Origin of the sequence: Ruegeria sp. HKCCA0370, from assembly GCF_013033705.1 — a bacterium.
Classification (GTDB): domain Bacteria; phylum Pseudomonadota; class Alphaproteobacteria; order Rhodobacterales; family Rhodobacteraceae; genus Ruegeria.
The window spans coordinates 566,853-593,547 of the sequence record NZ_WQEP01000001.1; the positions used below are offsets into that span (position 1 = coordinate 566,853).

The 26,695-nt window shown below is 60.0% G+C and carries 30 protein-coding genes and 1 tRNA gene; 15 read left to right on the plus strand and 16 right to left on the minus strand.

Features of this window, described 5'->3' with window-relative positions:
* Nucleotides 1-87: 87 nt before the first annotated feature.
* Nucleotides 88-411: an iron-sulfur cluster assembly accessory protein gene (locus GOW31_RS02835; RefSeq protein ID WP_152458245.1), complete on the minus strand. Its 324-nt coding sequence runs from the start codon at nt 409-411 to the stop codon at nt 88-90.
* Nucleotides 412-487: 76 nt separating this feature from the next.
* Here GOW31_RS02835 and GOW31_RS02840 point away from each other — a divergent pair, with 76 nt between their 5' ends.
* A complete protein-coding gene (locus GOW31_RS02840) occupies nt 488-1,627 on the plus strand; it encodes a deoxyguanosinetriphosphate triphosphohydrolase (RefSeq protein WP_171167743.1) in 1,140 nt (379 codons plus the stop codon).
* Here the strand turns inward: GOW31_RS02840 and GOW31_RS02845 are convergent, their stop codons facing one another.
* A complete protein-coding gene (locus tag GOW31_RS02845; protein ID WP_171167745.1) occupies nt 1,628-2,179 on the minus strand; it encodes a hypothetical protein in 552 nt (183 codons plus the stop codon).
* 133 nt (nt 2,180-2,312) lie between these two features.
* Between GOW31_RS02845 and argS the strand changes: the two genes are divergently transcribed.
* The 6 genes from argS (at nt 2,313) to GOW31_RS02875 (ending at nt 7,923) form a co-directional block, all read left to right on the plus strand.
* Nucleotides 2,313-4,058 carry an arginine--tRNA ligase gene (gene argS / locus GOW31_RS02850; RefSeq protein ID WP_171167747.1) on the plus strand — a complete coding sequence of 582 codons (1,746 nt, stop codon included), beginning with the start codon at nt 2,313-2,315 and terminating at the stop codon, nt 4,056-4,058.
* A gap of 88 nt (nt 4,059-4,146) precedes the next feature.
* A complete protein-coding gene (locus GOW31_RS02855; protein ID WP_171167749.1) occupies nt 4,147-5,211 on the plus strand; it encodes an SPOR domain-containing protein in 1,065 nt (354 codons plus the stop codon).
* Nucleotides 5,208-6,215, plus strand: coding sequence for a beta-N-acetylhexosaminidase (gene nagZ / locus GOW31_RS02860; protein ID WP_171167751.1), 1,008 nt, complete (start codon nt 5,208-5,210; stop codon nt 6,213-6,215). Before GOW31_RS02855 ends, nagZ begins: the two co-directional genes overlap by 4 nt.
* Nucleotides 6,205-6,999 carry a ScpA family protein gene (locus GOW31_RS02865; RefSeq protein WP_171167753.1) on the plus strand — a complete coding sequence of 265 codons (795 nt, stop codon included), beginning with the start codon at nt 6,205-6,207 and terminating at the stop codon, nt 6,997-6,999. Before nagZ ends, GOW31_RS02865 begins: the two co-directional genes overlap by 11 nt.
* Nucleotides 6,992-7,642 (plus strand): SMC-Scp complex subunit ScpB, encoded by a 651-nt coding sequence (gene scpB / locus GOW31_RS02870; protein WP_152458238.1) that lies wholly within the window; start codon nt 6,992-6,994, stop codon nt 7,640-7,642. Before GOW31_RS02865 ends, scpB begins: the two co-directional genes overlap by 8 nt.
* A gap of 65 nt (nt 7,643-7,707) precedes the next feature.
* A complete protein-coding gene (locus GOW31_RS02875; protein ID WP_171167755.1) occupies nt 7,708-7,923 on the plus strand; it encodes a hypothetical protein in 216 nt (71 codons plus the stop codon).
* A gap of 3 nt (nt 7,924-7,926) precedes the next feature.
* On the opposite strand, the gene GOW31_RS02880 is transcribed toward GOW31_RS02875, so the two are convergent.
* The 8 genes from GOW31_RS02880 to GOW31_RS02915 form a co-directional block, all read right to left on the minus strand.
* Nucleotides 7,927-9,006 (minus strand): 2'-deoxycytidine 5'-triphosphate deaminase, encoded by a 1,080-nt coding sequence (locus GOW31_RS02880; RefSeq protein WP_171167756.1) that lies wholly within the window; start codon nt 9,004-9,006, stop codon nt 7,927-7,929.
* A 61-nt stretch (nt 9,007-9,067) separates the two neighbouring features.
* Nucleotides 9,068-9,144: transfer RNA gene (locus tag GOW31_RS02885), tRNA-Pro, on the minus strand.
* 61 nt (nt 9,145-9,205) lie between these two features.
* Complete coding sequence (locus tag GOW31_RS02890) at nt 9,206-9,811, minus strand: MerR family transcriptional regulator (RefSeq protein ID WP_171167757.1); 606 nt, start codon at nt 9,809-9,811, stop codon at nt 9,206-9,208.
* Nucleotides 9,812-9,829: 18 nt separating this feature from the next.
* Nucleotides 9,830-10,132 carry an integration host factor subunit alpha gene (gene ihfA / locus GOW31_RS02895; protein ID WP_152458234.1) on the minus strand — a complete coding sequence of 101 codons (303 nt, stop codon included), beginning with the start codon at nt 10,130-10,132 and terminating at the stop codon, nt 9,830-9,832.
* A gap of 96 nt (nt 10,133-10,228) precedes the next feature.
* Nucleotides 10,229-11,200 (minus strand): beta-ketoacyl-ACP synthase III, encoded by a 972-nt coding sequence (locus tag GOW31_RS02900; RefSeq protein WP_171167758.1) that lies wholly within the window; start codon nt 11,198-11,200, stop codon nt 10,229-10,231.
* A 21-nt stretch (nt 11,201-11,221) separates the two neighbouring features.
* Entirely contained in the window at nt 11,222-12,310 is a 1,089-nt protein-coding gene (gene plsX, locus GOW31_RS02905) for a phosphate acyltransferase PlsX (RefSeq protein WP_152458232.1), read from the minus strand.
* Between the two features lie 24 nt (nt 12,311-12,334).
* Nucleotides 12,335-12,541, minus strand: a complete 207-nt coding sequence (rpmF, locus tag GOW31_RS02910) for a 50S ribosomal protein L32 (protein WP_008756996.1) — start codon at nt 12,539-12,541, stop codon at nt 12,335-12,337.
* Between the two features lie 205 nt (nt 12,542-12,746).
* On the minus strand, nt 12,747-13,283 hold the full coding sequence (locus tag GOW31_RS02915; RefSeq protein WP_171167759.1) for a DUF177 domain-containing protein: 537 nt from the start codon (nt 13,281-13,283) through the stop codon (nt 12,747-12,749).
* Between the two features lie 85 nt (nt 13,284-13,368).
* On the opposite strand from GOW31_RS02915, the gene GOW31_RS02920 reads away from it, so the two are divergent.
* The 3 genes from GOW31_RS02920 (at nt 13,369) to GOW31_RS02930 (ending at nt 16,559) form a co-directional block, all read left to right on the plus strand.
* On the plus strand, nt 13,369-13,842 hold the full coding sequence (locus tag GOW31_RS02920; RefSeq protein WP_171167760.1) for an outer membrane protein assembly factor BamE: 474 nt from the start codon (nt 13,369-13,371) through the stop codon (nt 13,840-13,842).
* An 84-nt stretch (nt 13,843-13,926) separates the two neighbouring features.
* Nucleotides 13,927-14,682, plus strand: coding sequence for a GNAT family N-acetyltransferase (locus tag GOW31_RS02925; protein WP_171167761.1), 756 nt, complete (start codon nt 13,927-13,929; stop codon nt 14,680-14,682).
* Nucleotides 14,683-14,750: 68 nt separating this feature from the next.
* Nucleotides 14,751-16,559 (plus strand): ABC-F family ATP-binding cassette domain-containing protein, encoded by a 1,809-nt coding sequence (locus GOW31_RS02930; protein WP_254441627.1) that lies wholly within the window; start codon nt 14,751-14,753, stop codon nt 16,557-16,559.
* A gap of 437 nt (nt 16,560-16,996) precedes the next feature.
* On the opposite strand, the gene GOW31_RS02935 is transcribed toward GOW31_RS02930, so the two are convergent.
* Nucleotides 16,997-17,551: a sugar O-acetyltransferase gene (locus GOW31_RS02935; protein ID WP_171167764.1), complete on the minus strand. Its 555-nt coding sequence runs from the start codon at nt 17,549-17,551 to the stop codon at nt 16,997-16,999.
* 10 nt (nt 17,552-17,561) lie between these two features.
* Nucleotides 17,562-18,317, minus strand: coding sequence for a 3-hydroxyacyl-CoA dehydrogenase (locus GOW31_RS02940; RefSeq protein ID WP_171167766.1), 756 nt, complete (start codon nt 18,315-18,317; stop codon nt 17,562-17,564).
* A 574-nt stretch (nt 18,318-18,891) separates the two neighbouring features.
* Here GOW31_RS02940 and GOW31_RS02945 point away from each other — a divergent pair.
* Nucleotides 18,892-19,383, plus strand: a complete 492-nt coding sequence (locus GOW31_RS02945) for a hypothetical protein (RefSeq protein ID WP_171167768.1) — start codon at nt 18,892-18,894, stop codon at nt 19,381-19,383.
* Here the strand turns inward: GOW31_RS02945 and tyrS are convergent.
* Nucleotides 19,371-20,663: a tyrosine--tRNA ligase gene (gene tyrS / locus GOW31_RS02950; RefSeq protein ID WP_171167770.1), complete on the minus strand. Its 1,293-nt coding sequence runs from the start codon at nt 20,661-20,663 to the stop codon at nt 19,371-19,373. The two genes, GOW31_RS02945 and tyrS, sit on opposite strands and share 13 nt — an antisense overlap.
* Before the next feature lie 305 nt (nt 20,664-20,968).
* On the opposite strand from tyrS, the gene GOW31_RS02955 reads away from it, so the two are divergent.
* Genes GOW31_RS02955 through GOW31_RS02965 form a run of 3 tightly spaced genes read left to right on the plus strand, consistent with a single transcriptional unit; the run spans nt 20,969 to nt 22,882 of the window.
* Nucleotides 20,969-22,042, plus strand: a complete 1,074-nt coding sequence (locus tag GOW31_RS02955) for an anhydro-N-acetylmuramic acid kinase (protein WP_371813714.1) — start codon at nt 20,969-20,971, stop codon at nt 22,040-22,042.
* 56 nt (nt 22,043-22,098) lie between these two features.
* A complete protein-coding gene (locus tag GOW31_RS02960) occupies nt 22,099-22,410 on the plus strand; it encodes a hypothetical protein (RefSeq protein WP_171167774.1) in 312 nt (103 codons plus the stop codon).
* Nucleotides 22,411-22,420: 10 nt separating this feature from the next.
* A complete protein-coding gene (locus GOW31_RS02965; RefSeq protein ID WP_171167776.1) occupies nt 22,421-22,882 on the plus strand; it encodes a hypothetical protein in 462 nt (153 codons plus the stop codon).
* A gap of 17 nt (nt 22,883-22,899) precedes the next feature.
* On the opposite strand, the gene GOW31_RS02970 is transcribed toward GOW31_RS02965, so the two are convergent.
* Both GOW31_RS02970 and GOW31_RS02975 read right to left on the minus strand, forming a co-directional pair.
* Entirely contained in the window at nt 22,900-23,667 is a 768-nt protein-coding gene (locus tag GOW31_RS02970) for an extensin family protein (protein ID WP_254441646.1), read from the minus strand.
* 97 nt (nt 23,668-23,764) lie between these two features.
* Nucleotides 23,765-24,184, minus strand: a complete 420-nt coding sequence (locus tag GOW31_RS02975) for a cupin domain-containing protein (protein WP_171167780.1) — start codon at nt 24,182-24,184, stop codon at nt 23,765-23,767.
* An 85-nt stretch (nt 24,185-24,269) separates the two neighbouring features.
* Here GOW31_RS02975 and GOW31_RS02980 point away from each other — a divergent pair, with 85 nt between their 5' ends.
* Nucleotides 24,270-25,688: a YdiU family protein gene (locus GOW31_RS02980; RefSeq protein WP_171168653.1), complete on the plus strand. Its 1,419-nt coding sequence runs from the start codon at nt 24,270-24,272 to the stop codon at nt 25,686-25,688.
* Between the two features lie 14 nt (nt 25,689-25,702).
* Here GOW31_RS02980 and GOW31_RS02985 read toward each other — a convergent pair whose 3' ends face one another.
* Nucleotides 25,703-26,662: a DMT family transporter gene (locus tag GOW31_RS02985; RefSeq protein ID WP_171167781.1), complete on the minus strand. Its 960-nt coding sequence runs from the start codon at nt 26,660-26,662 to the stop codon at nt 25,703-25,705.
* Between the last annotated feature and the right edge of the window lie 33 nt (nt 26,663-26,695).

Genomic DNA, 26,695 nt, shown 5'->3' on the forward strand with positions numbered 1-26,695 from the left:
CCGCCCTCTGGTCTTTCGGTCAGAGGGCGGACTCCTGCTTCATCTGGCTGAAAATATCCTGGGGGTGTGGGGGCAAAGCCCCCACGGTTACATCGAAAAAGATGTGCCACAACCGCAGGAAGAGGTGGCGTTGGGGTTGTCGATCACAAATCGCGCGCCAATCAGTTCCTGGGTGAAGTCGATAACCGCGTTTTCCAGAAAGGGCAGCGAAATGGCGTCAACAATGACTTTTTGCCCTTTGCCTTCAAGGACCAGATCATCTTCTTTTGGCGTATCCAAAGCGATTTCGTATTGAAACCCCGAGCAACCGCCGCCTTCCACTGCGACGCGCAGTGCCTGACCCTGATCCGCCGCGCCGATTTCTGCGAGGCGTTCAAAGGCGCGATCCGTGACTGTTGGGGGCAGATTCATGCCGGTCTCCAAAGGTTTCCTTCCGTTACGCCATACAATATAGAAAGTGCAAGGACAGGCGACAAGGACGGGCCATTTGGACAGAGCTAGTTTTGCCTCGGATCCGGACCGCACCAGGGGACGGCTCGTAGCCGAGGAGGAAAGCAGTTTCCGATCATGCTTTCAGCGCGACCGGGACAGGATCATTCACGCTAGTGCCTTTCGGCGCCTCAAACACAAGACGCAAGTTTTCGTTGAGCATGAGGGCGATAGCTACCGCACCCGCCTGACCCATTCCATCGAGGTGGCGCAGGTGGCCCGGACCATTGCCGGTGCCCTGGGCCTGAACCCAGAGCTGACCGAAGCCGTGGCCCTGGCGCATGATTTGGGGCACACGCCCTTTGGACATACCGGCGAAGACGCGCTGCACGCGTTGATGAAGCCCTATGGTGGCTTTGATCACAACGCGCAGGCCATTCGGATCGTCACAAAGCTGGAGCGCCACTATGCAGAATTCGATGGGTGCAACCTGACCTGGGAATGTCTGGAAGGGATAGCCAAGCACAATGGGCCGGTTGAGGGCGATCTGCCCTGGGCATTGGCCGAGTGCGATCAGCAATTTGATCTTGAACTGCACACCCATGCCAGCGCGGAAGCGCAAGTTGCCGCCCTTTCTGATGACATAGCTTACAACAATCACGATCTTCTGGACGGGTTGCGCGCAGGGTTGTTCACGGATGACGATTTGCAGGACCTGCCGATTGTCGGGGTCTGTTACGCCGAGGTGGATGCCAGATACCCAGGGCTGGATTCCTATCGCCGGCGTCACGAAGCGCTCAGGCGGGTTTTTGGGGTCATGGTGGCGGATGTCATCAACACTTCGAACGATCTCATTGCCGTGTCTGGCGCGCGGTCCGTCGAAGAAATCCGACATCTTGGGTATCCTGTCATCCAGTTCTCGGATGAGGTTTGGGCGCAACTGCGCGAAATCAGGTCGTTTCTGTTCACACGGATGTATCGCGCGCCCAGGGTGATGTCAGTGCGGGCAGAGGTGGCAAAGATCGTGGAAGATCTGTTTCCGATTTACATGAACGATCCCAGGCAAATGCCTGTGCGCTGGCACGATGACATTGAAGCTGCCAGGGACGACGCAGCCTTGGCCCGCATCGTTTCCGACTACATTGCGGGCATGACCGACCGATTTGCCTTGCAGGACCATGCGCGGCTGACGGGCTGATCACTCCACGGCTATGTAAGCGATGGCCCAGACTTGCTGAGCGGCTTGTTTAGCGGACTGTTCGGCGTTCTTCGTTGGTGGGAACACGATCATCGTCGGGCCGTAACCTCCGATCCCCATCGGTGCGCCATCAGCATGCGTTGCAACGATCGGTTTGTGCGTGGCGATGCTGTCCCACTCGATTTCGGCCTGATACCCATCCAGCGCCATGGGAAGAGCGGTTTTCCCCTCGGCCCCTGCCAATGTCATGACCTCTGCCAAAAGCGGGCCTGAAAACCTGTAATCCCGCTCATTGCCCGAAGGACCATAGGGGATAGTGATCTCGAACTGCTCCAGCCCGTCCAGCATAGCAGCATCAAACCCAGCCGCGCCGCCATGCGTGACCTCCAGATAGCCCAGCAGACCGCCGTCATTCTCCCCGCGCGCGGGCAGGTTTGTTTCGCTGACCGCGCCGCCCAGCGTCAGTAGCACGTGGCCTTGCGGCTGTGGCAGGTCGGCCAGCGCAGGCAGGGCGGCGGACAAAAGCAAGGCAAAAGACAAGGTGCGGTGCATCAACGGTCTCCGGTAGCTGTGTACAGGCCCGAGATTAGCGAGATGTTTCGCCAAACCAAGCTTAAACATTAGGCGTCCATTGACCTTGCCGCATTGCGTGGTAAACCCCGCGACAAGCAAAAGGACATCCGAAATGAACCTGTTTTCCGAGATCCGCGGCCTTGTACTGGACGCGCTGGCGCAGATGCAGTCCGAAGGCGCACTGCCCGAGGGGCTGAGCTTTGACAACGTGGCGGTCGAACCTCCGCGTGATGCGGCCCATGGGGACATGGCGACCAACGCCGCGATGGTGCTTGCGAAACCGGCCGGGATGAAGCCGCGCGACATTGCGGATGTGCTGGCCGGGAAACTGGCGGCGGATGACCGGATCACAAGCGCCGAAGTGGCGGGGCCCGGTTTCCTGAACCTGCGTCTTGCGCCGTCCGTCTGGCAAGGCGTGTTGGCGGCGGTGCTGGAAAAAGGCACCGATTTCGGGCGCTCGACCATGGGGCAGGGGCAGAAGGTCAATGTCGAGTATGTCTCGGCCAACCCGACCGGTCCGCTGCATGTGGGCCATACGCGGGGTGCGGTGTTCGGGGACGCATTGGCAAGCCTGCTGGCCTATTCCGGCCATGATGTGACCCGCGAGTATTATATCAACGACGGTGGCGCGCAGGTGGATGTGCTGGCGCGTTCGGCCTATGAGCGCTATCGCGAGGCCAACGGCCTCAGCCCCGAGATTGCCGAGGGGCTGTATCCCGGTGACTATCTGATCCCGATTGGCGAGGCGCTGAAAGAGAAGTATGGCGACAGCCTCATCGACAAACCGGAAAGCGAATGGCTGGAAGAGCTGCGCGAGTTTTCGACCGATGCGATGATGGACCTGATCCGCGCCGACCTGAAGGCGCTGGGCGTAGAGATGGATGTGTTCTTCTCGGAGAAATCGCTCTATGGCACGGGCCGGATCGAGGCCGCGCTGCAATCGCTGACCGAAAAGGGCCTGATCTATGAAGGCGTGCTGGAACCGCCCAAGGGCAAAAAGCCAGAAGATTGGGAGCCGCGCGAACAGACCTTGTTCAAATCCACCGAACATGGTGATGACGTCGACCGCCCGGTCAAGAAGTCGGACGGCAGCTGGACCTATTTTGCCCCCGATATCGCCTATCACTATGACAAGGTGAGCCGTGGCTTTGACGCGTTGATCGACGTGTTTGGTGCCGATCATGGCGGCTATGTCAAGCGGATGAAGGCCGCAGTGTCGGCCCTGTCCGACGGCAAGGTGCCGCTGGATATCAAGCTGACGCAGCTGGTGAAGCTTTGGAAAAATGGCGAGCCGTTCAAGATGTCGAAACGGGCCGGGAACTTTGTCACCCTGCGCGATGTGGTCGATCAGGTTGGTCCCGACGTGACCCGTTTCGTGATGCTGACCCGCAAGAACGACGCGCCGCTGGATTTCGATTTCGACAAAGTGCTGGAACAGAGCCGCGAGAACCCCGTGTTCTACGTGCAATACGCCCATGCCCGGGTGATGAGCGTGCTGCGCCGTGCCGCCGAGGCGGGGATCGACGCCACCGACGCCACCCTGCGCGGGGCCGATCTGGCGTCGCTGGACCACCCCGCCGAACTGACGGTTGCCAAGAAGCTGGCGGAATGGCCACGCCTGGTCGAGATCGCTGCGCGGACCAACGAACCGCACCGTGTCGCCTTCTATCTGTATGAACTTGCAGGGGATTTTCACGCTCTGTGGAACAAGGGCAATGAAGAAACCCAGTTGCGTTTCATTCAGGATGGCGATGTTGCCACAAGCCAGTCGAAAATTGCGCTGGCCCGGGCCGTTTCTGTTGTGATTTCAGCGGGCTTGGGTATTCTTGGCGTCACCCCGGCGCAGGAGATGCGGTAACAAATATCGCCCGAACCGCCGGTACGAGGTAGGCAAGAAATGACCCGCGCGCCTTATTTTCGGGCGCGAAGCGGGCAGTGAGGCGGACATGGCGAGTTACGATTACTCGGGGCATCAAAGCCCTGGGCAGAATGATTACCCGAATCAAGCGCATTTCGAGGATGCGTATGACTATCCCGACGAGATGCAGGATTACGACGCGCCGCGCGGCGCGTTCGGACTGGGGCGGGTGGTCAATTTCCTGGGGGCTGTCGCATCGTTGGCACTGGTCGCCGGCGTCGGTATCTGGGGATACAAGCTTGTCATGCGGGATGTCAGCGGCGTGCCGGTTGTGCGTGCAGCCGAAGGGCCGATGCGGGTGCAACCCGAAAACCCGGGCGGAACACCGGCCGATCATCAGGGCTTGGCCGTCAACGCCGTGGCAGCCAAGGGCAGTGCTGCCGCCCCGGCGGATCGTCTGATCCTTGCGCCGCGGCCGGTCTCGTTGACGGATGAAGACGTACCTGCCGCTGATCTGAAGCCGACACCGGCGCTGCATGTGGTGGAAAAGCCGATTTCAACCCAGGAAGCCGCCCGATTGCGCCAGACCGCAGTGGATGCGCTGGTTGCGGAACTTGCTGGTGAAGCAGCCAAAACGCAGCAAAACGCCGAGGATGGCGTGAAGGTGGCATCGCTGACCACCCCCAAGGAAGAACCCGCAATTGACCCGGCTGATTTCGCAGCCGCCTTGCCGGACCCGGCCATTGCCGCGCTGCCGGGCGTGCGCCGGTCCTTGCGCCCGTTGACCCGCCCGGCACGCGCCTCACGCAGCCGGGTGTCGCCAAGCGAGAATTCCGAAGACGCCATCAATGCCGCGGTGAAGGCTGCGGTTGGGTTGGATGTTGATCCTGATACGCTGGCAAAAGGCACGCGTCTGGCGCAGCTTGGGGCCTATGACAGCGTTCAGGTGGCGCAAACGGAATGGGATCGCCTGAACGGAAGGTTCGGCGAATATATGGCGGGAAAACAGCGCGTTATCCAGAAGACCTCAAGCGGTGGGCGCACCTTTTACCGCCTGCGCGTGCTGGGCTTTGAAGACCTGAGCGACTCGCGCCAGTTTTGTGCCGCGCTTGTTGCGCAAGGGGCTGATTGTATCCCGGTGGCCGTCAGGTGAAGTACGGTGCCACGATCACAGATGCAGAGGGCCTGCGCCTGACGCAGCAAGAAAAAGACTTGTTTCGGCAAATGAACCCGTTCGGGTTCATTCTTTTTGCCCGCAACATCGAACACGCGGATCAGGTGCGCGCCTTGTGTGATGATTTCCGCGAGGCAGTCGGGCGCAATTGCCCGATCACCATCGATCAGGAAGGTGGCCGCGTGCAGCGCCTGCGGGCGCCGCTGGCCCGCGAATGGCTGCCTCCGTTGGATCACGTGGCCAATGCCGCCGAGCAGGCCGAGCGCGCCATGTATCTGAGGTACCGCCTGATTGCCGATGAATTGTTTGGCCTGGGCATCGACAGCAACTGCGCGCCCATGGTGGATGTCGCGCGTTCCGAGACGCACAAGTTCCTAAAGAACCGCTGTTATGACGCTGATCCTGAACGCGTTTCCAGAATTGGCAAAGCTGTGGCGCTGGGGCATTTGGATGGCGGAGTGCTGCCGGTGCTCAAGCATATTCCGGGCCATGGACGTGCCACGCTGGACAGCCACCATGACTTGCCGCATGTGGATCTCCCCCTGGATGAGCTTGAGCGCAGCGATTTCGTGCCGTTCCGGGCCTTGAACGACCTGCCGATGGGGATGACTGCGCATTTGGTCTATGACCGGATTGACCCGCAGCCTGCCACCATCTCGGCAACCATGATGGATGTGATCCGCGACAGGATTGGCTTCGGCGGGCTGATCATGACCGATGACATCGGGATGAAGGCGCTCAGCGGAACGCCTGCTGAGGTGTCGCGGCAAGCCATAAGCGCGGGCTGTGACGTCGTTCTGCACTGCAACGGAAGCTTTGCCGAGCGCGCCGAGGTGCTGGAAGCTGCCGGGGAGATGTCCGATGTGGCACAGGCCCGCGCAGAACGGGCGCTGGCGATGCGCAAAGCTCCGCAGGAACTTGACATCCCTGCCGCCGAGGCGGAACTATCTGCCCTAATGGGCGGGCAGGTATATGAACGATAATCTTTTCAGCGAAGATCCTGTCTCGGTCGCGGATCGTCTTGCGGCCGAAGCGCTGATTGTTGATGTCGATGGGTTCGAAGGCCCGCTGGACGTTCTTCTGACCCTGTCGCGCACGCAGAAGGTTGATCTGAGGAAAATTTCCGTACTCGCGCTGGCGCAGCAATACCTGGCCTTTGTCGAAAAGGCGCGGGCGCTGCGGATCGAACTGGCCGCCGACTATCTTGTGATGGCGGCCTGGCTGGCGTTTCTCAAGTCCCGCCTGCTGTTGCCGCCAGACCCCGAAGACGAGGGACCTTCGGGTGAGGAACTGGCCGCACATCTGGCGTTTCAATTGGAACGCTTGCAGGCGATGCGCGACGCTGCGGCACGATTGATGGCGCGCGATCAGCTGGGGCGAGATTTCTTCAAACGCGGGCAGAGCGAAGATATCACCCGGATCCGCACCGTCACCTATTCCGCCACGCTACTGGATCTGATGCAGGGCTATGCCCGCATCCGCACCCGTGATGAATTCCGCCCGTTTGTGATGGACCGCGATTCGGTATTCACCATGGAACAGGCACTGGAACGGATGCGACCGCTGATCGGGTTTGCCGGGACATGGACCGACATGGAAACTTACCTGCCCGATGGCTGGGATTCCGACCCGGTACGGCGCAGGTCGGCAACGGCGGCGACCTTTGCGGCCTCGCTGGAACTGGTGAAAGAAGGACATATGGAAATCAAGCAGAGCGAGACATTCGCTTCGATCCAATTGCGCAAGAGGACCGAAACACGTGACTGATGCCCCAGAAGAGACCGGTACGCTGTTCGAGGCGCCTCCACTGGCAGAGCAGGAGCGTATGGTCGAAGCCGTTCTTTTCGCCAGCGCCGAGCCGGTGACGATTGCGGATCTTGAGGCGCGGATGCCCCATGGCAGCGACGCGGCGCAAGCGGTTGAATTGCTTCAGAAACGTTACGAGGGGCGTGGCGTGCGCGTGGTGCGCGTGGGGGATGCCTGGGCCATCCGCACGGCCCCTGATCTGGGTTTTCTGATGCAGAAGGAAACGGTCGAGACCCGCAAGCTCAGCCGCGCCGCGATCGAAACTCTGGCCATCGTGGCTTATCATCAGCCCTGCACGCGGGCCGAGATCGAGGAAATCCGGGGTGTGTCGGTTTCGCGCGGGACCATCGATCAGTTGCTTGAGATGGAGTGGATCAAGCTGGGCCGCCGCCGCATGACGCCGGGTCGTCCGGTGACGTTTGTGGTGACGCCTGAGTTTCTGGATCATTTTGGTCTGGAAAACGCGCGCGACCTGCCGGGCCTGAAAGAGCTGCGCGCCGCGGGATTGTTGGAAAATCGGCCTCCTCCGGGTGCGATCCCTTTGGGGGAAGGGCGCGAGGACGAAGTTGACGAAGACCAGAGCGAGTTGTTCGAAGAAGAGTGATCGAACAGCCCTTTTGTTGCCGCACAAAGCGTCTATCTTCGTGCGTGAGGACACGGAGTTGAGAGATGAATGCAAACCGGATCATCGACATGATTGTGCGTCAGGTCATGCGCCGTCTGGTCAACAAAGGTGTGAACAAGGGTATCGATCTGGCCAGCCGAAAGGAGGGCGGACCCGGCATATCGAATGGGCCCAAAAAAACCAGCGCACCGCGACATGCGCAGAACCTCAGGCAGGCACAGCGCGTGACCCGTCAAATGCGCCGGTTCATGAAGTTCTAGGGGTCAGCTTGCGGCTTTGAAGTGCTTTGACAGTTTCAGGCCCTGACCCTGATAGTTCGAGGCAATGCCTGCACCATATAGTTGCGTCGGCATTTCAGCCATTTTCTCATAGACCAGACGTCCGACGACCTGTCCGTGTTCCAGCACGAATGGCGCTTCGTGGCAGCGCACCTCAAGCACGCCACGGGAACCGGCCCCCCCGGCAGCGGCATGGCCAAAACCGGGATCGAAGAAGCCTGCATAGTGCACTCTGAACTCACCAACCATCGCCAGATAGGGCGCCATTTCAGCCGCGTACATCGGTGGAATATGCACCGCCTCGCGGCTGACAAGGATATAGAACGCGCCGGGGTCCAGGATGATGCAACCATCCTTGGTGCGCACTTCTTCCCAATAGTCCTGCGGGTCGTATTCACCGATTCGATCCAGATCGATCACCCCGGTATGAGGTTTGGCGCGATAGCCCACAAGATCGGTATAGGGCAGTTGCAGGTCGACCGAAAAGCCCAGACCGTCCTGAATGACGGCAGGTCCGTCCACAAGCGGAGATTCGGCATGCAAGGTCCTCAGTTCCGCATCGGACAACACGGCCTGACCCTGGCGGAAACGAATCTGGTTCAGACGCATCCCGGGACGAACCAGAACCGAGAACGAGCGCGGGCAGATTTCGGCATAAAGCGGGCCTGTGTAACCTGCGGGCACGCGGTCGAACTCGGTGCCGCCATCGGTGATCGTCCGCGTCAGAAGGTCCAGCCGCCCGGTCGAGCTTTTGGCGTTGGCCACGGCGCTCATGCTGTCGGGCAGCGCAAGCGATTCCATCAGGGGCACCAGATAGACGCAGCCCTTTTCCAGAACCGCGCCATCCGAGATATCGATGCGGTGCATCTCAAACTCGGTCAAGCGATCCGTGACAGTCCGGCCTTCGCCCGCAAGAAACGAGGCGCGGACACGGTAAGCCACTGTTCCCAGTCGCAAATCAAGGCTGGCAGGTTGAATCTGGGCAGGCAGAACCTCTGGTTCGGCGGTGATCTCACCGCGCGCGATCATCGCCTCTAGCTGTTGGTTCGGGCAAACACCTGTCATCTCGATCCCCCCTGGTGCCAGAGCGGGATCTGGCCTGTATGCCATAAACGTCGGTGTAATTTGGTCGGGCTAGCAGGACTCGAACCTGCGACCTTCCGTCCCCCAGACGGACGCGCTACCAGGCTGCGCCATAGCCCGACGTTGGGGTGTTCATAAAGATTTTCCCGGCAGGGGCAAGAGGAAATCAATGCCTTTTGTCCTAACCCGTCGCCTGTGTTTCGACACGGTCCAGCCAGCGCCGCAGATCTTTTGCAATCGGAGCGATGCGCCGCAACAGGTCGTCATCAAAATCTGTCTGATTCCACGCAAGCGACGCGATTCCCCCCATCAAGGGCGCGGCATCCAGTTCGGGCTCTGGCTCCGGCTGTGACGCAGAAGATGTACGCGCGTTGGCCTGCGCGCCTTCCTTGACGGATTGCTCGGACGGTTCGCCCAGATCCATTCGAATCTGTTCCGTGGCGGTTGCAGGCTTAGGTTCAAACGGTACCACGGTGGCCTGAACGGCCTCAATCGGGGCGGGGCCAGGGTCATCCAGGGAAGGGGACAGCGCCGCGACATGTGCGACGCCTTGTTCGCGCAGGATACGCTGGACACCTTTTATCGTGATTCCGTCTTCGTGCAGCAGTTTTTTGATCCCGCCCAACAGACGCATGTCGTTCGGGCGATAATACCTGCGTCCACCTGCGCGTTTGACGGGCTTTACCTGCGTGAACCGGCTTTCCCAGAATCGCAGAACATGAGCCTGAACACCGAGCCAGTCCGCAACTTCGCTTATGGTGCGAAAGGCATCGGGGGACTTACTCATAACCTGGACGTCCTGAACTTACTTGCGGTTCCCGGCTGCGACGCGATCTTTCATCAGATGCGACGGGCGGAAAGTCAGCACACGGCGCGGCTGAATCGGGACTTCTTCGCCGGTTTTGGGGTTGCGACCGACACGGGCGGTCTTGTCGCGAACACTGAATGTACCGAAAGACGAGATCTTCACCTGTTCACCACGCACCAAGGCGTCGGACATGTGGTTCAGAACGCTTTCAACCAGTTGCGCACTTTCGTTTCGTGACAGACCTACCTCACGAAAGACGGCTTCGCTCAGGTCCATTCTAGTCAGTGTTTTGTCGCCCATGCTAATTCCCCTGTTGCTATTGAAGCATATGGGTATGGCAAATTCGCTGTCAATATCAATGAATTGCGGGCGGCTGTGTAAGCCGGTTTGCGCCGGTTACCAGCGCAGAACCACCGCGCCCCAGGCCAGACCGCCGCCAATGGCTTCGGTCACGATCAGATCACCCGGCTTGATCTGTCCGCGCTGCTTGCCCACGGACAGGGCCAATGGGATGGATGCGGCCGACGTGTTTCCGTGATCCTGAACGGTCACAACCACGTTTTCCATCGGCAGGTTCATTTTCTTGGCGGTGCCCTGAATGATGCGGATGTTGGCCTGATGCGGCACGATCCAATCAACGTCCGAACTGCTCAGCCCCGCTCGTTCCAACGCTGTTTCCGCTGTTTTTGTAAGCTTTTCAACGGCATGGCGGAAAACCTGATTGCCCTGCATACGCAGATGCCCGGTGGATTGGGTCGAAACACCGCCATCGACATAGAGAAGATCCTTGTAGCGCCCGTCCGAATTCAGGTCGGTTGCCAGAATTCCGCGGTCCTCGGCGGTGCCTGTGCCCTTTTGGGCCTCCAGTACCACTGCACCGGCGCCATCGCCGAAAAGAACGCAGGTGGACCGATCGGTCCAATCCATGATCCGTGAGAAAGTCTCGGCCCCGATCACCAGCACGCGTTTGGCCTGACCGGAAACAATCAGCGCATTTGCGTTGGACAGTGCAAAAACGAATCCGGCGCAAACAGCCTGCACGTCAAAGGCAAAACCCTTGGTCATGCCCAGCCGTGCCTGAACCATGGTGGCGGCCGAAGGAAAGGTCAGATCCGCCGTTGATGTCGCCAATACGATTGCGTCAATATCATCCGCCGTCAGGCCCGCGTCGGCCAGCGCGGCCTGGGCGGCGTTGGTGGCCAGATCGGATGTCGTCTCGTCCTCGGCTGCAAAATGGCGGCGTTCGATCCCCGAGCGGGTCTTTATCCATTCGTCGGTCGTGTCCAGGGTTTTTTCAAACTCGGAATTGGGAACAACGCGTTCAGGCAAATAATGCCCGACACCTACTACAACTGAACGGCCTGCCATTTTCCGGTACTGCCTTTTTTGTTATTTATCTGTTTGCGGCGCTGATTGCGCGGCATCTTGTGCAAGCTGGGCAGTGGATGCAACCCGCGCAGCCAATTTTTCGGAAAAGCCGGACTGCGCCAGGGTGAAGGCCAGTTTGATCGCAGCTGACACGCCTGTTGCGTCAGCGCCGCCGTGGGATTTCACCACGGTGCCGTTCAACCCCAGAAACACGCCACCATTCACGCGTCGCGGGTCGATCCGTTTCTTCAAACGGTTCAGCGACGTGATAGCCAGAATCGAGGCCAATCGGGATAGCGGGGAGTATTTGAACGCCTGCCGCAGCAGGTCACCGATCAGGCTTGCCGTGCCTTCGCCGGTCTTGATCGCGACGTTGCCGGTAAAGCCATCGGTTACAATGACATCCGCCTTGTCACCGGGGATGTCGCTGCCTTCGACGAAACCCACGAAATCGAAATTCGCCTGTTCCGCGAAGCCCGCGATCATCGAGTGCGCCTCTTTCAGTTCGGCGCGTCCCTTGTGTTCTTCGGTGCCGACATTCAGAAGTCCGATCCGAGGGCGGCTCAGGGCCAAACCGTTGCGCGCATAAGAGGCGCCCATCAGGGCGTATTGCAGCAAATCCTTGGCGTCGGCGCGCACATCTGCGCCGACATCCAGCATCACGTTGAACCCCTGAGGGTTGCGCGAGGGCCACAGTATCGCGATGGCAGGCCGGTTCACGCCCGGCAGTTTGCGCAGGCGCATCATCGACAGGGCCATCAGCGCACCGGTATTGCCGCAGGACACCGCGCCATGGGCTTCGCCCTGGCGTACCGCTTCCAGCGTGGACCACATCGAGGTCTCTTTGCCGTTGCGCACGACCTGACTGGGCTTGTCCTCCATCGTGACCACGCCCGAGCAATCACGAAAAACGACGCGCCCCTCTAGGACGCGCCGTTTGGCGACAAGCTTGCGCAATACCTGTTCGGGCCCGTGCAGCAAGAACCTGATATCCGGGTTCTTGTCGGCCGATTTCGCAAGACCGGCAACAACGACCGAGGGACCTGCGTCCCCACCCATAGCGTCGACCGAGATGGTTATCCGTCCGGCGTGCGTGGGCTGTTCAGTCATGCCTTGGTCTGCGCTCGATCAGGCTTAGGCTGCGTCTTCGTCCAGATCGATTTCATCGGCCTGAGCGACGACTTCGCGATCATCATAGTGGCCGCAGGATGCGCAAACGTGGTGCGGGCGCTTCAGCTCGCCGCAGTTCGGGCATTCGTTCGGGTTTGCAGCAACCAGAGCGTCGTGTGCGCGGCGGTTGTTGCGACGCGACTTGGAAACTTTGTTCTGTTGGACGGCCATGGTCTCAACCTTTGTCTGACTAGGGGTCGCAGAATCGCTGCCGACCCGGGTTTCGTAGTTCGTTTATCGTGGTTTGACGCGCGTTTAGGCGACGGGCCCCGCAATGTCCAACCCAAAATCCGATGAGCGCGCGAAAATACTGCGATTCTCGGTATGTTCAAGCGATTTTTCTGACCGCCTGCTATGACAGGAAATCTGCGCTCTGTCACTCGTCTTTTTTGAGCGTATCGCGCAATCCCGCCAATCCGGCGAAAGGTTTGGCGTCTTCGTCGGTCATCGCCTGTTTTCCGGGTTTTGTATAGTCTGCCTGACCCAGTTCCGCACCCTCCTTGCGCGGATATTGCGGCAGGGCCAGCGACAGCGCCTCGATCATCACCAATGCGGGGTCGATTTCCGGGCCCAAGGGCTCGGATTCGTCATCCTGGGGAATTTCGAACTCGGGTTCATCCGGGTCGGTCCAATCGGCCAGAAAGGTGCGGTGCACGGGAATGTCGATCCGGGTCGTGACCGGCTCGAGCGTCACGACACAGGGTTGGATCACGGTTGCACCGAGTTTGCCGTTGAGAACCCAGTCGCGCTTGCCTTGTGCGCGAAGCTCGCCGGAAAAGCTGAGTTTGCGCAGCCCCAGCAGCCCCAGACCCTGCCTGATCTCATCCAATGCGGCGCTTGCGGGGCGCAGTTCAAAGGGTGTCGGGGCGTTCTGGGGCAGGTCAGCCACCCGAAATGATGTAACGTTGCCCATTCGTGAGCCTTTCTATGTGTTGAACCGTGGCAGCGGTTTCTGTAATCGGATAGAAGCCGCAAGAGGCCAAGGCAAGAGGGTGTGCATGTTGAAGGTAGTGAACCGGTTGAAACCAGCGACGAAATCGCTTGTGTTTGTTGCCTGTCTGGCTGCGGCCGGGGCCTGTACGCCGATCTACAAGAATCACGGCTATGTGCCTCCGGCCGAGGAACTGGCCGAAATCAAAGTGGGCGTCGATACGCGTGACAGCGTGGAAGAAGCCATTGGCGCACCGGGTGCGTCCGGGGTCGTGCGGGATTCGGGCTATTACTATGTCCGCTCGCGGGTGCGCCATTACGGCCCGAAACGGCCCGAAGTGGTGGCGCGCGAACTGGTCGCCATCAGCTTTGATCAGCGTGGAGTCGTCAGAAACATCGAGCGTTTTGGCCTGGAAGACGGCATCGTGATTCCGCTGGAACGCCGTGTGACCGATTCCAACGTTCAGGACAAAGGCTTCCTGCGTCAGCTGTTGGGCAATATCGGCAACTTCAACCCGGCCAATATTCCTGGCGCCAACTGATCGCGCCGGAACCTTGCGTTGGTCACAAGGCAGTCACATGTCTTGTGTTAACGGTGTCGTGCCGACACTCGTGGGTCGGCACCCATGGAGGACGCGACCGTGGCGGCGGCAGTTATGTTGAGCAAGGGGCGCTATCGCGCCCGAATGGCGGAATCGGCCGAGGATATCAGGGCCGCACAAAGCCTGCGGACATTGGCGTTCGGGACCCGGCAATCGGACGTTGACGCTTTTGACGCGCAATGCAGCCATGTCCTGATTGAAGATATGCGATCCGCCGGGCAGTTGGTCTGCTGCTTTCGGATGCTGACAATGGAGCATGGCGGTGAAATCGGACGCAGCTATTCAGCACAGTTCTACGACCTGAGTTCGTTGGAAGGGTTCAGTGGCCGCATGGTCGAGATGGGCAGGTTTTGCGTTCACCCGGGTCTGAACGATCCCGACATTCTGCGTGCCGCCTGGGGTGCAATGACGTCCCATGTCGATCAATACAATGTCCAGATGCTGTTTGGATGTTCGTCCTTTGCCGGGACCGAAACCGGGCGATATCTTGATGCCTTTGCAATGCTCAAACATCGCCACCTGGCCCCGAAACGGTGGTTGCCGCGGGTCAAGGCTCCGGACGTGTTCCGTTTTGCCGCACGTCTGCGGCGCCGGCCGGACGCGAAAAAGGCAATGTCGCGCATGCCGCCCCTGTTGCGAACCTATCTGATGATGGGAGGGTGGGTGAGTGATCACGCGGTTGTGGATCGCCACATGAACACGTTGCATGTGTTTACCGGGCTTGAAATCGGGGCGATCCCTCCGGCCCGAAAACGCCTGTTGCGGGCATTGGCCGGTTAAGATGAGTATTTCCGAAAAGGTGAGGACAGGGCGTTGACGCAGTGTGGCCGCCGGTTTAGCTGGCGGGCATGGCGAGAATTCCTTTGTTGCAGATGTCCGGCATATCCCTGACTTTCGGGGGCGAACCGGTGTTTTCCGAACTGGATCTGGTGGTACAGCCCGGTGACCGCGTGGCGCTGGTTGGGCGCAACGGGTCGGGCAAATCCACGCTGATGAAAGTGATGGCCGGCCTGGTCGAGGCTGACCGCGGTGAAATTGTCGTGCCGCCCGGAAAATCCGTGGGCTATATGGAGCAGGACCCGACGATGGAGGGCTTTGCCACCCTGGGCGACTATGCGTCGAGCGGGTTGGAGCCGGGTGAGCTCTACAAAGTTGAACGGGCTGGTGCGGGGCTGAAATTCGATCCTGCGCGCCCAGTTGAGACTGCTTCGGGTGGTGAGCGGCGGCGGGCGGCATTGGCCAAACTGATGGCCGAGGCACCGGACCTGATGCTGTTGGACGAACCGACCAACCATCTGGATATCGAAGCCATCGCGTGGCTGGAGCGCGAGCTTGGGTCGACACGAGCGGCGTTTGTGCTGATCTCGCACGACCGGGCCTTTTTGCGGGCACTGACGCGGGCGACACTGTGGATTGATCGGGGCGCTGTCCGACGGCAGGAGCAAGGTTTTGACGCGTTCGAAGCCTGGCGGGACAAGATCTGGGAAGATGAAGACCAGCAGCGTCACAAGCTGAACCGCCTGATCAAGTCCGAGGCCAAGTGGGCGGTTGAGGGTATCAGCGCGCGGCGCAAACGCAATCAGGGCCGGGTGCGGGCCCTACAGGCGCTGCGAGCCGAAAAGGCGGCACAGATCAAGCGTCAGGGTTCCGCTGCGATGACGCTGGAGGCCGGGCCAAAATCGGGCCGCAAGGTGATCGAGGCCAAAGGGCTGGCCAAAGGGTTCGGCGACAAGCAGATCGTTCGGAATTTTGATCTGCTAGTGCAGCGCGGTGATCGTGTGGCCTTTGTCGGACCGAACGGGGTTGGCAAGACGACCTTGCTGAAGATGCTTCTTGGGCAGGTGGCGCCGGACGAAGGTTCGGTGTCGCTGGGTACCAATCTTGAGGTCGCGGTGTTCGATCAGACCCGCGCGCAACTGGACCCCGAGATGAGCTTGTGGGACAGCCTGACCGGCGACCCGGATATGCGGGTTTCCGGCAAGGCCGATCAGGTGATGGTTGGCGGGCAGCCCAAACATGTCGTGGGCTATCTCAAGGAATTCCTGTTTGACGAGCGGCAGGCAAGGGCGGCTGTCAAATCCTTGTCGGGTGGGGAAAAGGCACGGTTGCTGCTGGCCAAGTTGATGGCGAAATCTTCCAACCTTCTGGTGCTGGACGAACCGACCAACGATCTGGATGTCGAAACGCTGGATCTGTTGCAGGAGCTGCTGGACGACTACGATGGAACGGTTCTGCTGGTCAGCCACGACCGGGATTTTCTGGACCGCGTTGCAACGACGACCATCGCGATGGAAGGCAACGGGCGGGCGACCGTCTATGCCGGCGGCTGGTCCGACTATATTGCGCAGCGGGGCGAAGTTTCCGAAAAAAAAGACGGAAAAACAAAGCTTTCCAAGCCGAAGGTGAAGCAGGAAGCAAAAGCCAGATCGGGATTGTCCTTTTCCGAAAAGCACCGGCTGGAAAAGCTGCCGGCCGAGATTGAACGGCTGGAGGCCGAGATTGCAAAGCTCGAAGAATTGATGTCCGACCCCGAGCTGTTTACCCGCGAGCCGGTCAAGTTCCAGAAAGCGACCGAGGCGCTTGTCGAACGGCAAGACAAGTTGTCGGCGGCCGAAGAGGAATGGCTGACACTGGAAGAGAAAGCCCAGGCTGAGTAGACGCCAACTGCGCCCGCCTTATCAAACGGCGCGGAAAAAGCTGCTCAAGACCGGAGTTCGCCTGCTGCTTCGGTTTTGCCGGGGACCGGATCAGCGGATCCGCGTCAATTCGTTCAGCTTGCTTCGGCTGCGAACCCGTCGAGCATTTTTATGCAACTGGCGAGATGAAGCGCGTTCAAATGCGTCTGCGACGGTTCGCGGCTGTTCCAAATTGCATGGAAGGCAACGACACCGGGATGTGTCGCAACCACATTGGGGTCGTTTTGGGTGCATTCTTCTTCGGTGCAGGCGATGACACTTTTGAGTTCGGCGCGGTCAAAATCCACCCTTGCCCGGGCGCGCGCGCCCTTGGGGACACGTTTACCCGGCGCTGCCTGAAAAAAAACAGGCGCTGCGCCCCGCGAACAAGGCCCTGGCGGATTGGGGGAAGAGCAGGGCTATCGGTGGGCGCGTATAGGCCGGGCAGGGTTTCCAACCACGGTCTCGCCGGCGGGAACGTCTTTTGTCACCACACTGCCCGCTCCGATGATGGCATTGTCGCCGATCGTAACGCCCGGCATGATGATCGCCGCCCCGCCGATCCAGACGTTTTCGCCGATCCTGACTGGGTGGGTGACTTCGAGGCCCCGAGCGCGCAAGACAGGATCTTTCGCGTGTTCGGCGCAATAGATCTGCACCGCAGGCCCAAGCATCGTGTCATTCCCAATCATCACCGGCGCGGTGTCGAGCACGACACAGCCTGCGTTGAAAAACACGCGGTCTCCCAACGACAGGTTTATTCCGTAGGCACAGTGAAACGGAGCTTCGAGAAAGCAATCCCGTCCAACTCCCGCAAAAAGCGCATCCAGTTCCGGCGCGATGGCCCCACGGGCATCCGGCGGGCATGTGTTATGGGCATGAACGGCCCGGCGCGCTTCGGCGCGAAGCGCATCCAGTTCCGGGTCAAGGCAGCAATACCATTCACCCGCTTCCATTTTCTGCCGCTCGGTCATGAGCCCCGGTTTAGCGCATACGCAGGGCACCGTCGATGCGGATGACCTCACCGTTCAGATAGCCCATCTCGACGATGAAGCCGGCCAGTCTTCCGAATTCTTGCGGATCGCCAAGGCGGGCAGGGTTCGGGACGTCGGCGGCAAGCTGTTGTTGCACCTCTTCGGGCAGGCCCGCCAGCATCGGGGTCATGAAAATGCCCGGCGCGATGGTCATGACGCGAATGCCGGTCGAGGCCAGGTCGCGGGCCATCGGCAGCGTCATGCCCACGACACCGCCTTTCGAGGCCGCATAGGCCGCCTGACCCTTTTGCCCGTCAAACGCAGCGATCGAGGCGGTGTTGATGATCACCCCGCGTGCCCCATCTGGTTCGGGTTCATTCTTTGCCATTTCGACAGCGGCCAGCCGGGACACGTTGAAGGTGCCAACCAGATTGATGTCGATTGTACGCTGGAAAGCATCCAGAGGGTGTGGGCCATCCTTGCCGACAGTCTTGATACCATAGGCGATACCTGCGCAATTCACCGTGGCCGTGATCTTGCCCATCTTGTCCATGCCATGGCGCACGGCTGCGGCCACCGACTCTTGGTCGGTCACATCCGTTTGCACGAAATGCCCGCCAATCTCGGCGGCGACCTGTGCGCCGCGATCTGCATCACGATCCAGAATGGTGACCTGCGCGCCTTCCGAGGCGAAGTGGCGTGCTGTGGCTTCGCCCAGACCGGACGCGCCTCCGGTGATGAGGGCGGCAGTGGTGGACAGGTGCATGGTGAACTCCTCCCAAGGATATGAACACTTGTTCAATAACTGCATTTTGGGGTCAGTGTCCACAAATTTGAGAAAGCAGGATCCTGGTTGGCGGGTAAGGTCCTTGGCCCCGATGTTTCGGCCGATCCTCAACAATACTTAATGCCGACTTCACGAAAACGCGCCTGTTCGTGAGCGAAGAACTCGGCGCCTTTGTGTGTTTTTCCGCCAGGAGGATCTGTTATGGTAATAAGTACGAAACACATACTGGGTGCAGTTGTCGCTGTGCCCGTTTTTGGAATGGTGATGGTTGGCGATGCTGCTGCTGCACCGGAAACCTGCAACTGGAAAACGGCTCGGACTCTTGCCAACGCGGGGGACTATGCCGGGTTGTGCGATTGTGTGCAGGTAACCCCGAGTTTTCTGGACAGGCTTCAAAAGCGGGCCGACTTTGAAACAACTTTGAGTGTAGCCGGGGCGCAATGCCCGGGGCTGGCCGCGTTGCTGACGGATTTGCCGACGGCAAGCCTGTCTGGTTCCGCAGAAAATCGGGGTGAAAGCCGCGGCTCTGAACCCGGTGGGTCTGGATTTGCCAATGCTGGTGGAGCTGTCGGAGGCGGTGAAAGTGGCCCCAGCGGCGCGTCTGAAGAAAGCGAAAACAATGGAGGTGGCCAGTCCGGCGGTGGAGGAAGTGAATCCGGCGGCGGAAGTGAATCTGGCGGTGGAGGTGACTCCGGCGGTGGAGGTGAATCCGGTGGCGGTGGCGAATCCGGTGGCGGTGATGAATCCGGCGGTGGAGGTGAATCCGGTGGCGGTGGTGAATCCGGCGGTGGTGAAGGCAAAGGCGAAGGTAAAGGCGGCAAGGGTAAAGGTGGTGGTAAGGGCAACAACGGCCATGGCAATGGCGGTGAAGGCAGCAGCCCGGGCCGCGGTCATAACGCCAACAATGACGAAAGTGGCGACCGGCCCGGTCGTGGCGGCGGAAAAGAACGCAGATAAGCACGGCTTACTGAATGAAAAACGGCCACCCGTTTGGGTGGCCGTTGCAGTTTCGTGTCTTTCAGCCTTGCCGGGTCAGCCCAGCTGAACCAGCGCGTGGCGCTTTTTGCCTGCGCTCAGTTTTGTAGGTTTCTTCAACTCTGACACGGAGACAAACGGGAAATCTGTGTTTACTGCAACATCATTTACCAGAGCGCCCTTTTCTGAGATCAAGCGTTTTGCGTCCTTTCCGGACTTGGCGAGCTTGGCTTCAACAAATAGGGTGGCGGCAGAGCAGTACATTTCTTCGCTACCTTTGCCCAATGCGACTCCGGGCATAAGTTTCAATGAACTCGTTTCGAGTATAAACGATGGCAAATCGTCCCCAACTCCCCCCTTTTCGAAGACTTCGCGCGCAGTGGCTTCGGCGTTCGCCGCGGCCTGCGCACCATGGGCCAGAGTTGTCACCTCGTTGGCAAGACGGATCTTGGCCTCGTTGATCTCGGACCCTTGCAGCGCGCCCAGACGATCGCACTCGTCCACCGGCATTTCGGTGTATAGCTTCAGGAACCGCCCGACATCCGCGTCGGTCGTGTTGCGCCAGAATTGCCAGAACTCGTAGGGCGAACGCATGTCAGCGTTCAGCCAGACCGCGCCATCCTGAGATTTCCCCATTTTCTTGCCGTCGCTGGTGGTCAGCAGGGGTGAGGTCAGGCCGTAGATCTCGTGATCCAGCACGCGGCGGGTCAGGTCGATCCCGTTGACGATATTGCCCCACTGGTCGCTGCCGCCCATCTGAAGCAAGCAACCATAGCGGCGGTTCAGTTCCAGGAAGTCATAGGCCTGTAGGATCATGTAGTTGAATTCGAGAAAGGACAGTGATTGTTCACGGTCCAGTCGGGATTTCACCGATTCAAAGCTCAGCATCCGGTTGACCGAGAAATGACGCCCGATGTCGCGCAGGAAATCGAGGTAGTTCAGGTCGTCCAGCCACTCGGCATTGTTCAGCATCAACGCTTTGTTCTCGGCCTCTGTGTCATAGTCGATGTAAGCCGAGAACACCTTTTTGATGCCCGCGATGTTTTCGTCGATCTGTTCGGGTCCCAGCAGGGGGCGTTCATCCGCGCGGAACGAAGGGTCGCCAACCTTGGTGGTTCCGCCGCCCATCAGGGTGATCGGCTGGTGACCGGTTTTCTGGAACCAGCGCAGCATCATGATCTGGATCAGGCTGCCCACATGCAACGACTTGGCCGTGGCATCAAAGCCGATATAGGCCGGTTTGCACCCACTGATCAGCGCGTCGTCAAGGCCCTGATAATCGGTGCAGTCGGCGAGAAAGCCGCGCTCGATCATCGTGGCGATGAAATCCGATTTGGGGTGGTAGGTCATATCGTGCCCTTTGGGTTAATGTTGCGGGGCACTGTATAGGCGGCAGCGCGTGGGAGGAAAAGCCACCTTTTCACCTCGGGCGCGGGGTGCGGTGGAGGGTGTCGATCGAGACACGCGCCTTGAGAAAAAAATTGCCGGGCCGGTCCGGAACGCTTGCCTTTTCGCCCCAACAGAAGGCACGTTGACCGGGCTGCAACCCAAAGGTGAAATCCCGGACCCGGAGGCGGCGAAAGACACAGCCAATTCAGGAGGCAGGCTTGGGCCAGACCATCGCGAAATACGGAAAGCTCCGGGCTTTGGGCGCAATGTCCGGCACATCCATGGACGGGGTTGATGCCGCGGTGGTGGAAACCGACGGGCATTCGATTTACGGGTTTGGGGAAAGTGGATACCGCGCGTATTCGGATGCGGAACGCGACGTGTTGCGCGCCGCGCTGGGCCAGTGGCACGGACCCCAGGTCGATGCGGCGGCAGAGATGGTGACAATCGCCCATGCCGAAGCACTGTCCGAGTTCGAGGATGTGGATCTGATCGGTTTTCACGGACAGACGCTGTCGCATGAGCCGCGCGGGCGCGGGACCTTGCAGGTTGGTGACGGGCTGGGGCTGACGCAGGCCCTTGGGCGCCCGGTGGTCTGGGATTTCCGCAGCGACGATGTGGCGATGGGGGGCGAGGGGGCTCCGCTTGCGCCCTTCTTTCATTTCGCCTGTGCCAAATGGTTCGGTGCGGACCGGCCGCTGTGTTTCCTGAACCTGGGCGGGGTCGGCAACCTGACCTATGTGGACCCGGCGTTCGAGGGCCCCGAAGCGCCCGGTGCGTTGCTGGCCTTTGATACAGGCCCGGCCAATGCGCCGGTCGATGATCTGATGCAGGCCCGGCTGGGGCTTCCGATGGACCGTGACGGGGCGCTTGCGCGCGATGGAACGGTGGAAATGGGCGCGCTGGAGCTGTTTCTGGCCGAGCCGTATTTTTCTCGCATGCCGCCGAAATCCCTGGACCGGAACGATTTTTCGGAAATGATCGGTTTGGTCAAGGAACTCAATGACGCTGACGCGGTGGCGACTCTGACCGGTATGTGCGCCGCAGCTGTTGTGCAGGGGATGGAGCACTGTCCGAAACCTCCGTCCTGTGTGTTGGTCACCGGGGGCGGCAGGCGCAACCCGGTGCTGATGGAGATGTTGCGCGTGTCGCTGGATTGCCCGGTCGAACCGGTTGAGGCGGTGGGGCTGGACGGCGACATGCTTGAGGCGCAGGCCTTTGCCTATCTGGCGGTGCGCGTCGCGCGAGGGTTGCCGACCTCTTGTCCTGGAACCACCGGCGTTCAGGCGCTTGTCGGTGGCGGGGTCGTCAGTACGGTGTCGATGGACCCGGTCGGATAACCCGATCCGAAAACAGTTCAAAAAAACAACTCTTTGTGCGACGATTGCCCGGACCGATGGATCAGGGACATGGCAGCATGGCGACCAAGGCAGAGCTCGAGGCCGAGTTGGAGGAGTTGCGGAAGCGGAATGCGACGTTGGAGGCGCAGGCCGAAAAGGAAGCGGGTTCCGAAGATCCGCCTGAGGGTACCAAATCGTCGGATGAAATCCGGCAGCTGCTGGAAGACCACGGGATCGACCTGAGCCAGGTTCAGTCCTTGGGACATGACGTTGTCGAGGAGTTCGGTCGGCTTCAGAAAGACTATCCGATCACGGCGTTGCTGATTGCCTTTTCGCTTGGGTATGTCGTTGGGCGCGCGCAGGGCTAGGAGGCAGGTTATGAGCAGACTGAGCAAGAACCTGGTTACGATCTATCGGACCGAACGTTTGATTGCGCGCCGCCGTCTTGGGGTGGTGCAGCAACAGACCATACTGATGGGCATCGCGGGCATCGCGGCATTGTCGGCGGTGGTGCTTTTGAATGTCTCCTTGTTCTTGGCGTTTCAAAGCTCGATGTCACCAGCATCGGCGGCGGCGCTGTTGGCCTTTGGAAACATCGTTTTTGCCGGGCTTATGGTGCTGATTGCAAAACGCCGAAATATCGACGACGAAGTCGCACCGGCCGTCGAGGTGCGCGATATGGCCATAGCGGATATTGAAGACGAATTGGAGGAGATGACCGCAGAGGCCAAAGAGGTTGTGCAGGCGGTTAAGAGCATTGGATCGAACCCTTTGGGATCGGCAGCGACGCTGCTGGTACCGCTGATCAATTTGTTGATCAAAAGCCGAAGCGACAAGTAGAGGCGCAACGCGAAGGTTCATCGGCACACCGGAGCGCCCTTGCGGCGGGCTGTGTCAAAATGGAAATGCCCGACGTGATAGCGGTCGGCGTCCGGGCCAAGCACGGTTCCGAATATGCCGCAGGCGCCATCGTGCAGCTTTCGCAAAACAGCGCCTTGCGCCTTGTTCCACCCGTCCCGGACCGTGATCTGTGTTCCGTCCTTTAGAACAAAGGTCGATATGTCGATCGCCCTTCCGCGCGCATGTTCCGAGATGCGTGAGCGCGGCTGGTTGTTCTGGGTCTTGCAGGCATAGTGGCCAACGATCCGCATCCCCTTCAGCCCGCCGCCCATATCGGCAAAGGCTGGCTTGGCCGTGTTTTCGATCCACGTTTTCAGCGTGACCGCTGTCTGGCAATCCATCAATGAGAATTGGCTGAGTGCGATATCAGAGATTTTGTAAACGCGAACCGGGTTCGTGATCCCGCATCCGCGGGCCTTTCCGGCGACGGGCTTGCGTGTTTCGCCCAGAATGGTCCAGTCGCCGCACACGGCGCCCCGCGCCTGCATTCGTTCACGGCCCGCTTCGAATTGCCGAAACTTGCAGGGTCGCAGGGCAGGACGCCTGGAAACCAGCACCGCAGGTTCGACTGTCACGGTCGGGTCAGCATCTTCAGCTGTTTCTTCCCCGGTCAGCTCTGGCGCAGTCAGATCGGATGCAGGACGGGCCTCGGCGCAAGCGGGCTCTGCGCTGGCGAATGCTGCGCTTTGACACAAGAACAAGACAGTCAGCAGGACCTGCTTCATACTCACTCGTTACTCCGTCGCCTGTGGCTGCGTGTACAGAATGATCAATGGGCAACCGTCTGTAAACTGACCTTTTCAGGGATCGTTATGTAAACATTCACGCCTTGGGGATATCGAAGCCCGGTGCAGCCAGTTCGAACCCCTCGAACTGGAAACCGGGCGAGACCGTGCAACTGACCAGCGTGTAATCACCCGTGCTGCGGGCGGCTTGCCAATGGCCTTCCGGGACGATCAATTGTGGTGCGCCAGCGGAAAGATCGGGGGTCAGCACATGTTCGGTGGCGGGACCTTGGTCCGTTGCGCTGAGCGACAGGACAAGCGGTGCGCCGGCATGGTACAGCCAGATCTCGGTCGCATCGACGCGGTGCCAGTGGCTGCTTTCGCCTTTCTGCAACAGGAAGTAGATGCAGGTGCCGGTGGGGCGACCTTCGTTTTCGGCGCGCCATGTCTCGGCGTACCAACCACCTTCGGGATGCCGTTGCAGGTTCAAGCGGTCGATAATCTCTTGTGCGGTCATGTGGTTCCTCGTGTTTGGGTGCGATTATGCACGGGCCGGTGTGATCCGCTATGGTATTCATGCGTCCGAGGGATATGTTTACGACATGACCCTGAAAATCCCCTTCGATAACTCTTATGCCCGTCTGCCGGATGCGTTCTTTGCACGGCAGCCACCGGTTCCCGTGCGCGCGCCAAGGATGATTGCGTTCAACGATGATCTGGCCAAGTTGCTGCGGATTTCGCCCGGAGACGTCGAGGACATGGCCGAAGCCTTTGCGGGAAACAGTATTCCCGAAGGTGCCGAGCCCATCGCACAGCTTTATTCCGGGCATCAGTTCGGGCAGTACAACCCGCAGTTGGGCGACGGACGTGCGGTGTTGCTGGGCGAGACGGTCGGAACGGACGGGGTGCGCCGGGACATCCAGCTGAAAGGTTCGGGCCCTACGCCGTTTTCCCGCCGGGGCGATGGCCGGGCCTGGCTGGGGCCGGTGCTGCGGGAATATGTGATATCCGAGGCGATGCATGCCCTGGGCATTCCGACCACACGCGCCTTGGCAGCCGTGGAAACCGGCGAGACCGTCTTTCGCGAGGGCCCGATGCCCGGAGCGGTTCTGACCCGGGTTGCATCCAGTCATCTGCGGGTGGGGACATTTCAGGTTTTTGCCGCGCGCGGGCAGATGGACAGCCTGAAGCGCCTGACGGACTATGCCATTGCGCGGCATTATCCCAAGGCAGAAGGGCCGATGGGCCTGTTACGTTCGGTGCGCGATGCGCAGGCCGGTTTGATTGCACAGTGGATGAGCGTGGGGTTCATCCATGGGGTGATGAATACCGACAACTGCTCGATCGCGGGCGAGACCATTGACTATGGCCCATGTGCGTTCATGGATACGTATCACCCCAACACCGTTTACAGCTCGATCGACCGGATGGGTCGTTATGCCTATTCGAACCAGCCCGATATCGCGGTGTGGAACCTCGCACAGTTGGCAACGTCCTTGATCCAGCAGATGGACGACAAAGAGGCCGCCGTGGAAGAGGCGACCGAGATCGTCCACGCGATGCCGGACCTGCTGCAACAGAACTGGTTGTCCCGGTTCCGGGCGAAGATCGGACTGGCAACCGCAGACGAGGGCGATCAGGAACTGATCACCGATCTTCTGAAGCGCATGGCCGAGGGGCAGGCGGATTTCACCAATAGCTTCCGGGCGCTGGGCGACGGCACGGCGCGGGATCAGTTCCTTGACCCGGCAGCGTTTGACACCTGGGAAAAAGACTGGCGCGCACGGTTGGCGCGCGAAGCGGCGCCACAGGAGGTGATGACCGCCGCAAACCCCGCATTCATTCCGCGCAATCACCGGATCGAACAGATGATCCAGGCGGCGGTGCATGGCGACTATGCGCCCTTCGACCGGTTGAACGCCGTGTTGGCGCAACCGTACGAGGATCAATGGGATGCGGAAGACCTGAGGCGTCCTCCGGCCGAAAATGAGGTGGTTCATGCAACATTCTGCGGGACGTGACGCGAGGCCTGCGTCTATTTCCTCAGGATTTCCAACACCGCAGCGCTGACGATCAGGGTGGCGCCCAGAAATTCCCGCAGGCCAAATGGTTCTCCTGACAAGGCGGCGGCCGACGCGATGCCAACGACAACCTCGCTCATCAGCAGCAGGCCGACCTTTGCGGGGGACAGCTTGGTTGCTGGCCAGATGGTCATGTAGATCATGGGCAGGACATAAAAGGCCGACAGCAACGCGTATCCCGCTATGCGGATCGACTCTTCGCTTGTGATGTTCGGCAGGGTTTGGCCCCCAAGCATCAGCAGGCTGACAAGCGACAGCAACAACGCGCCAATCACAAAGGCAAAGACCTGACCCGAGATGGTCATGCTGCCAGCCTTGTAAAGGCCCAGTGTGCCCAATGCCCAGCATATGCCCGATGCCAGCGCCAACCAGTCGCCCAAGTTCTGCGGCCATGGCACGAATCCGGCGCCTCCGAGCACGACAAACAGCCCGCCAAGCCCGCAGATCAGGCCCATAAGGCGCATCACGCTCAGGCGTTCTTTCAGAAATACGACGCCCAGAATCGTGCCCCAGATCGGAGTGAGATAGAACAACAGGATCGAGCGGACGACGTCGGTGTAAACAAGGCTGATCGAATACAGGCTGAATGCAGCCCCTGTGAACATTCCGCTGAGCATCAGATCGCGCCATTGCCGGGCCAGCATGCGCCTGTCGGGCCAGACAAAGGGGATCAACGCAATCAGGGCCGCGCAGTACATCGCGATCCCTGACCACGGGCCGGTCAGGCCCTGATCGTAGAAAAACCGCACCGGAATCCAATAAAGGCCCCACAGCGCGCCGCCTGTCACCAAAACCATACTGGCCCGGGTGCTGTTGTCGGGTTGGGTCTGGCTCAGGCTCATGCGGGCCCCGCTTTGGCTGCGATGCGTTGTCGTCACCGCATCGGGATAGAGCGTTGCAGGGCCGGGGATCAAGCGGAACCTTCGCTTTGATGTCAGCCAGGATTC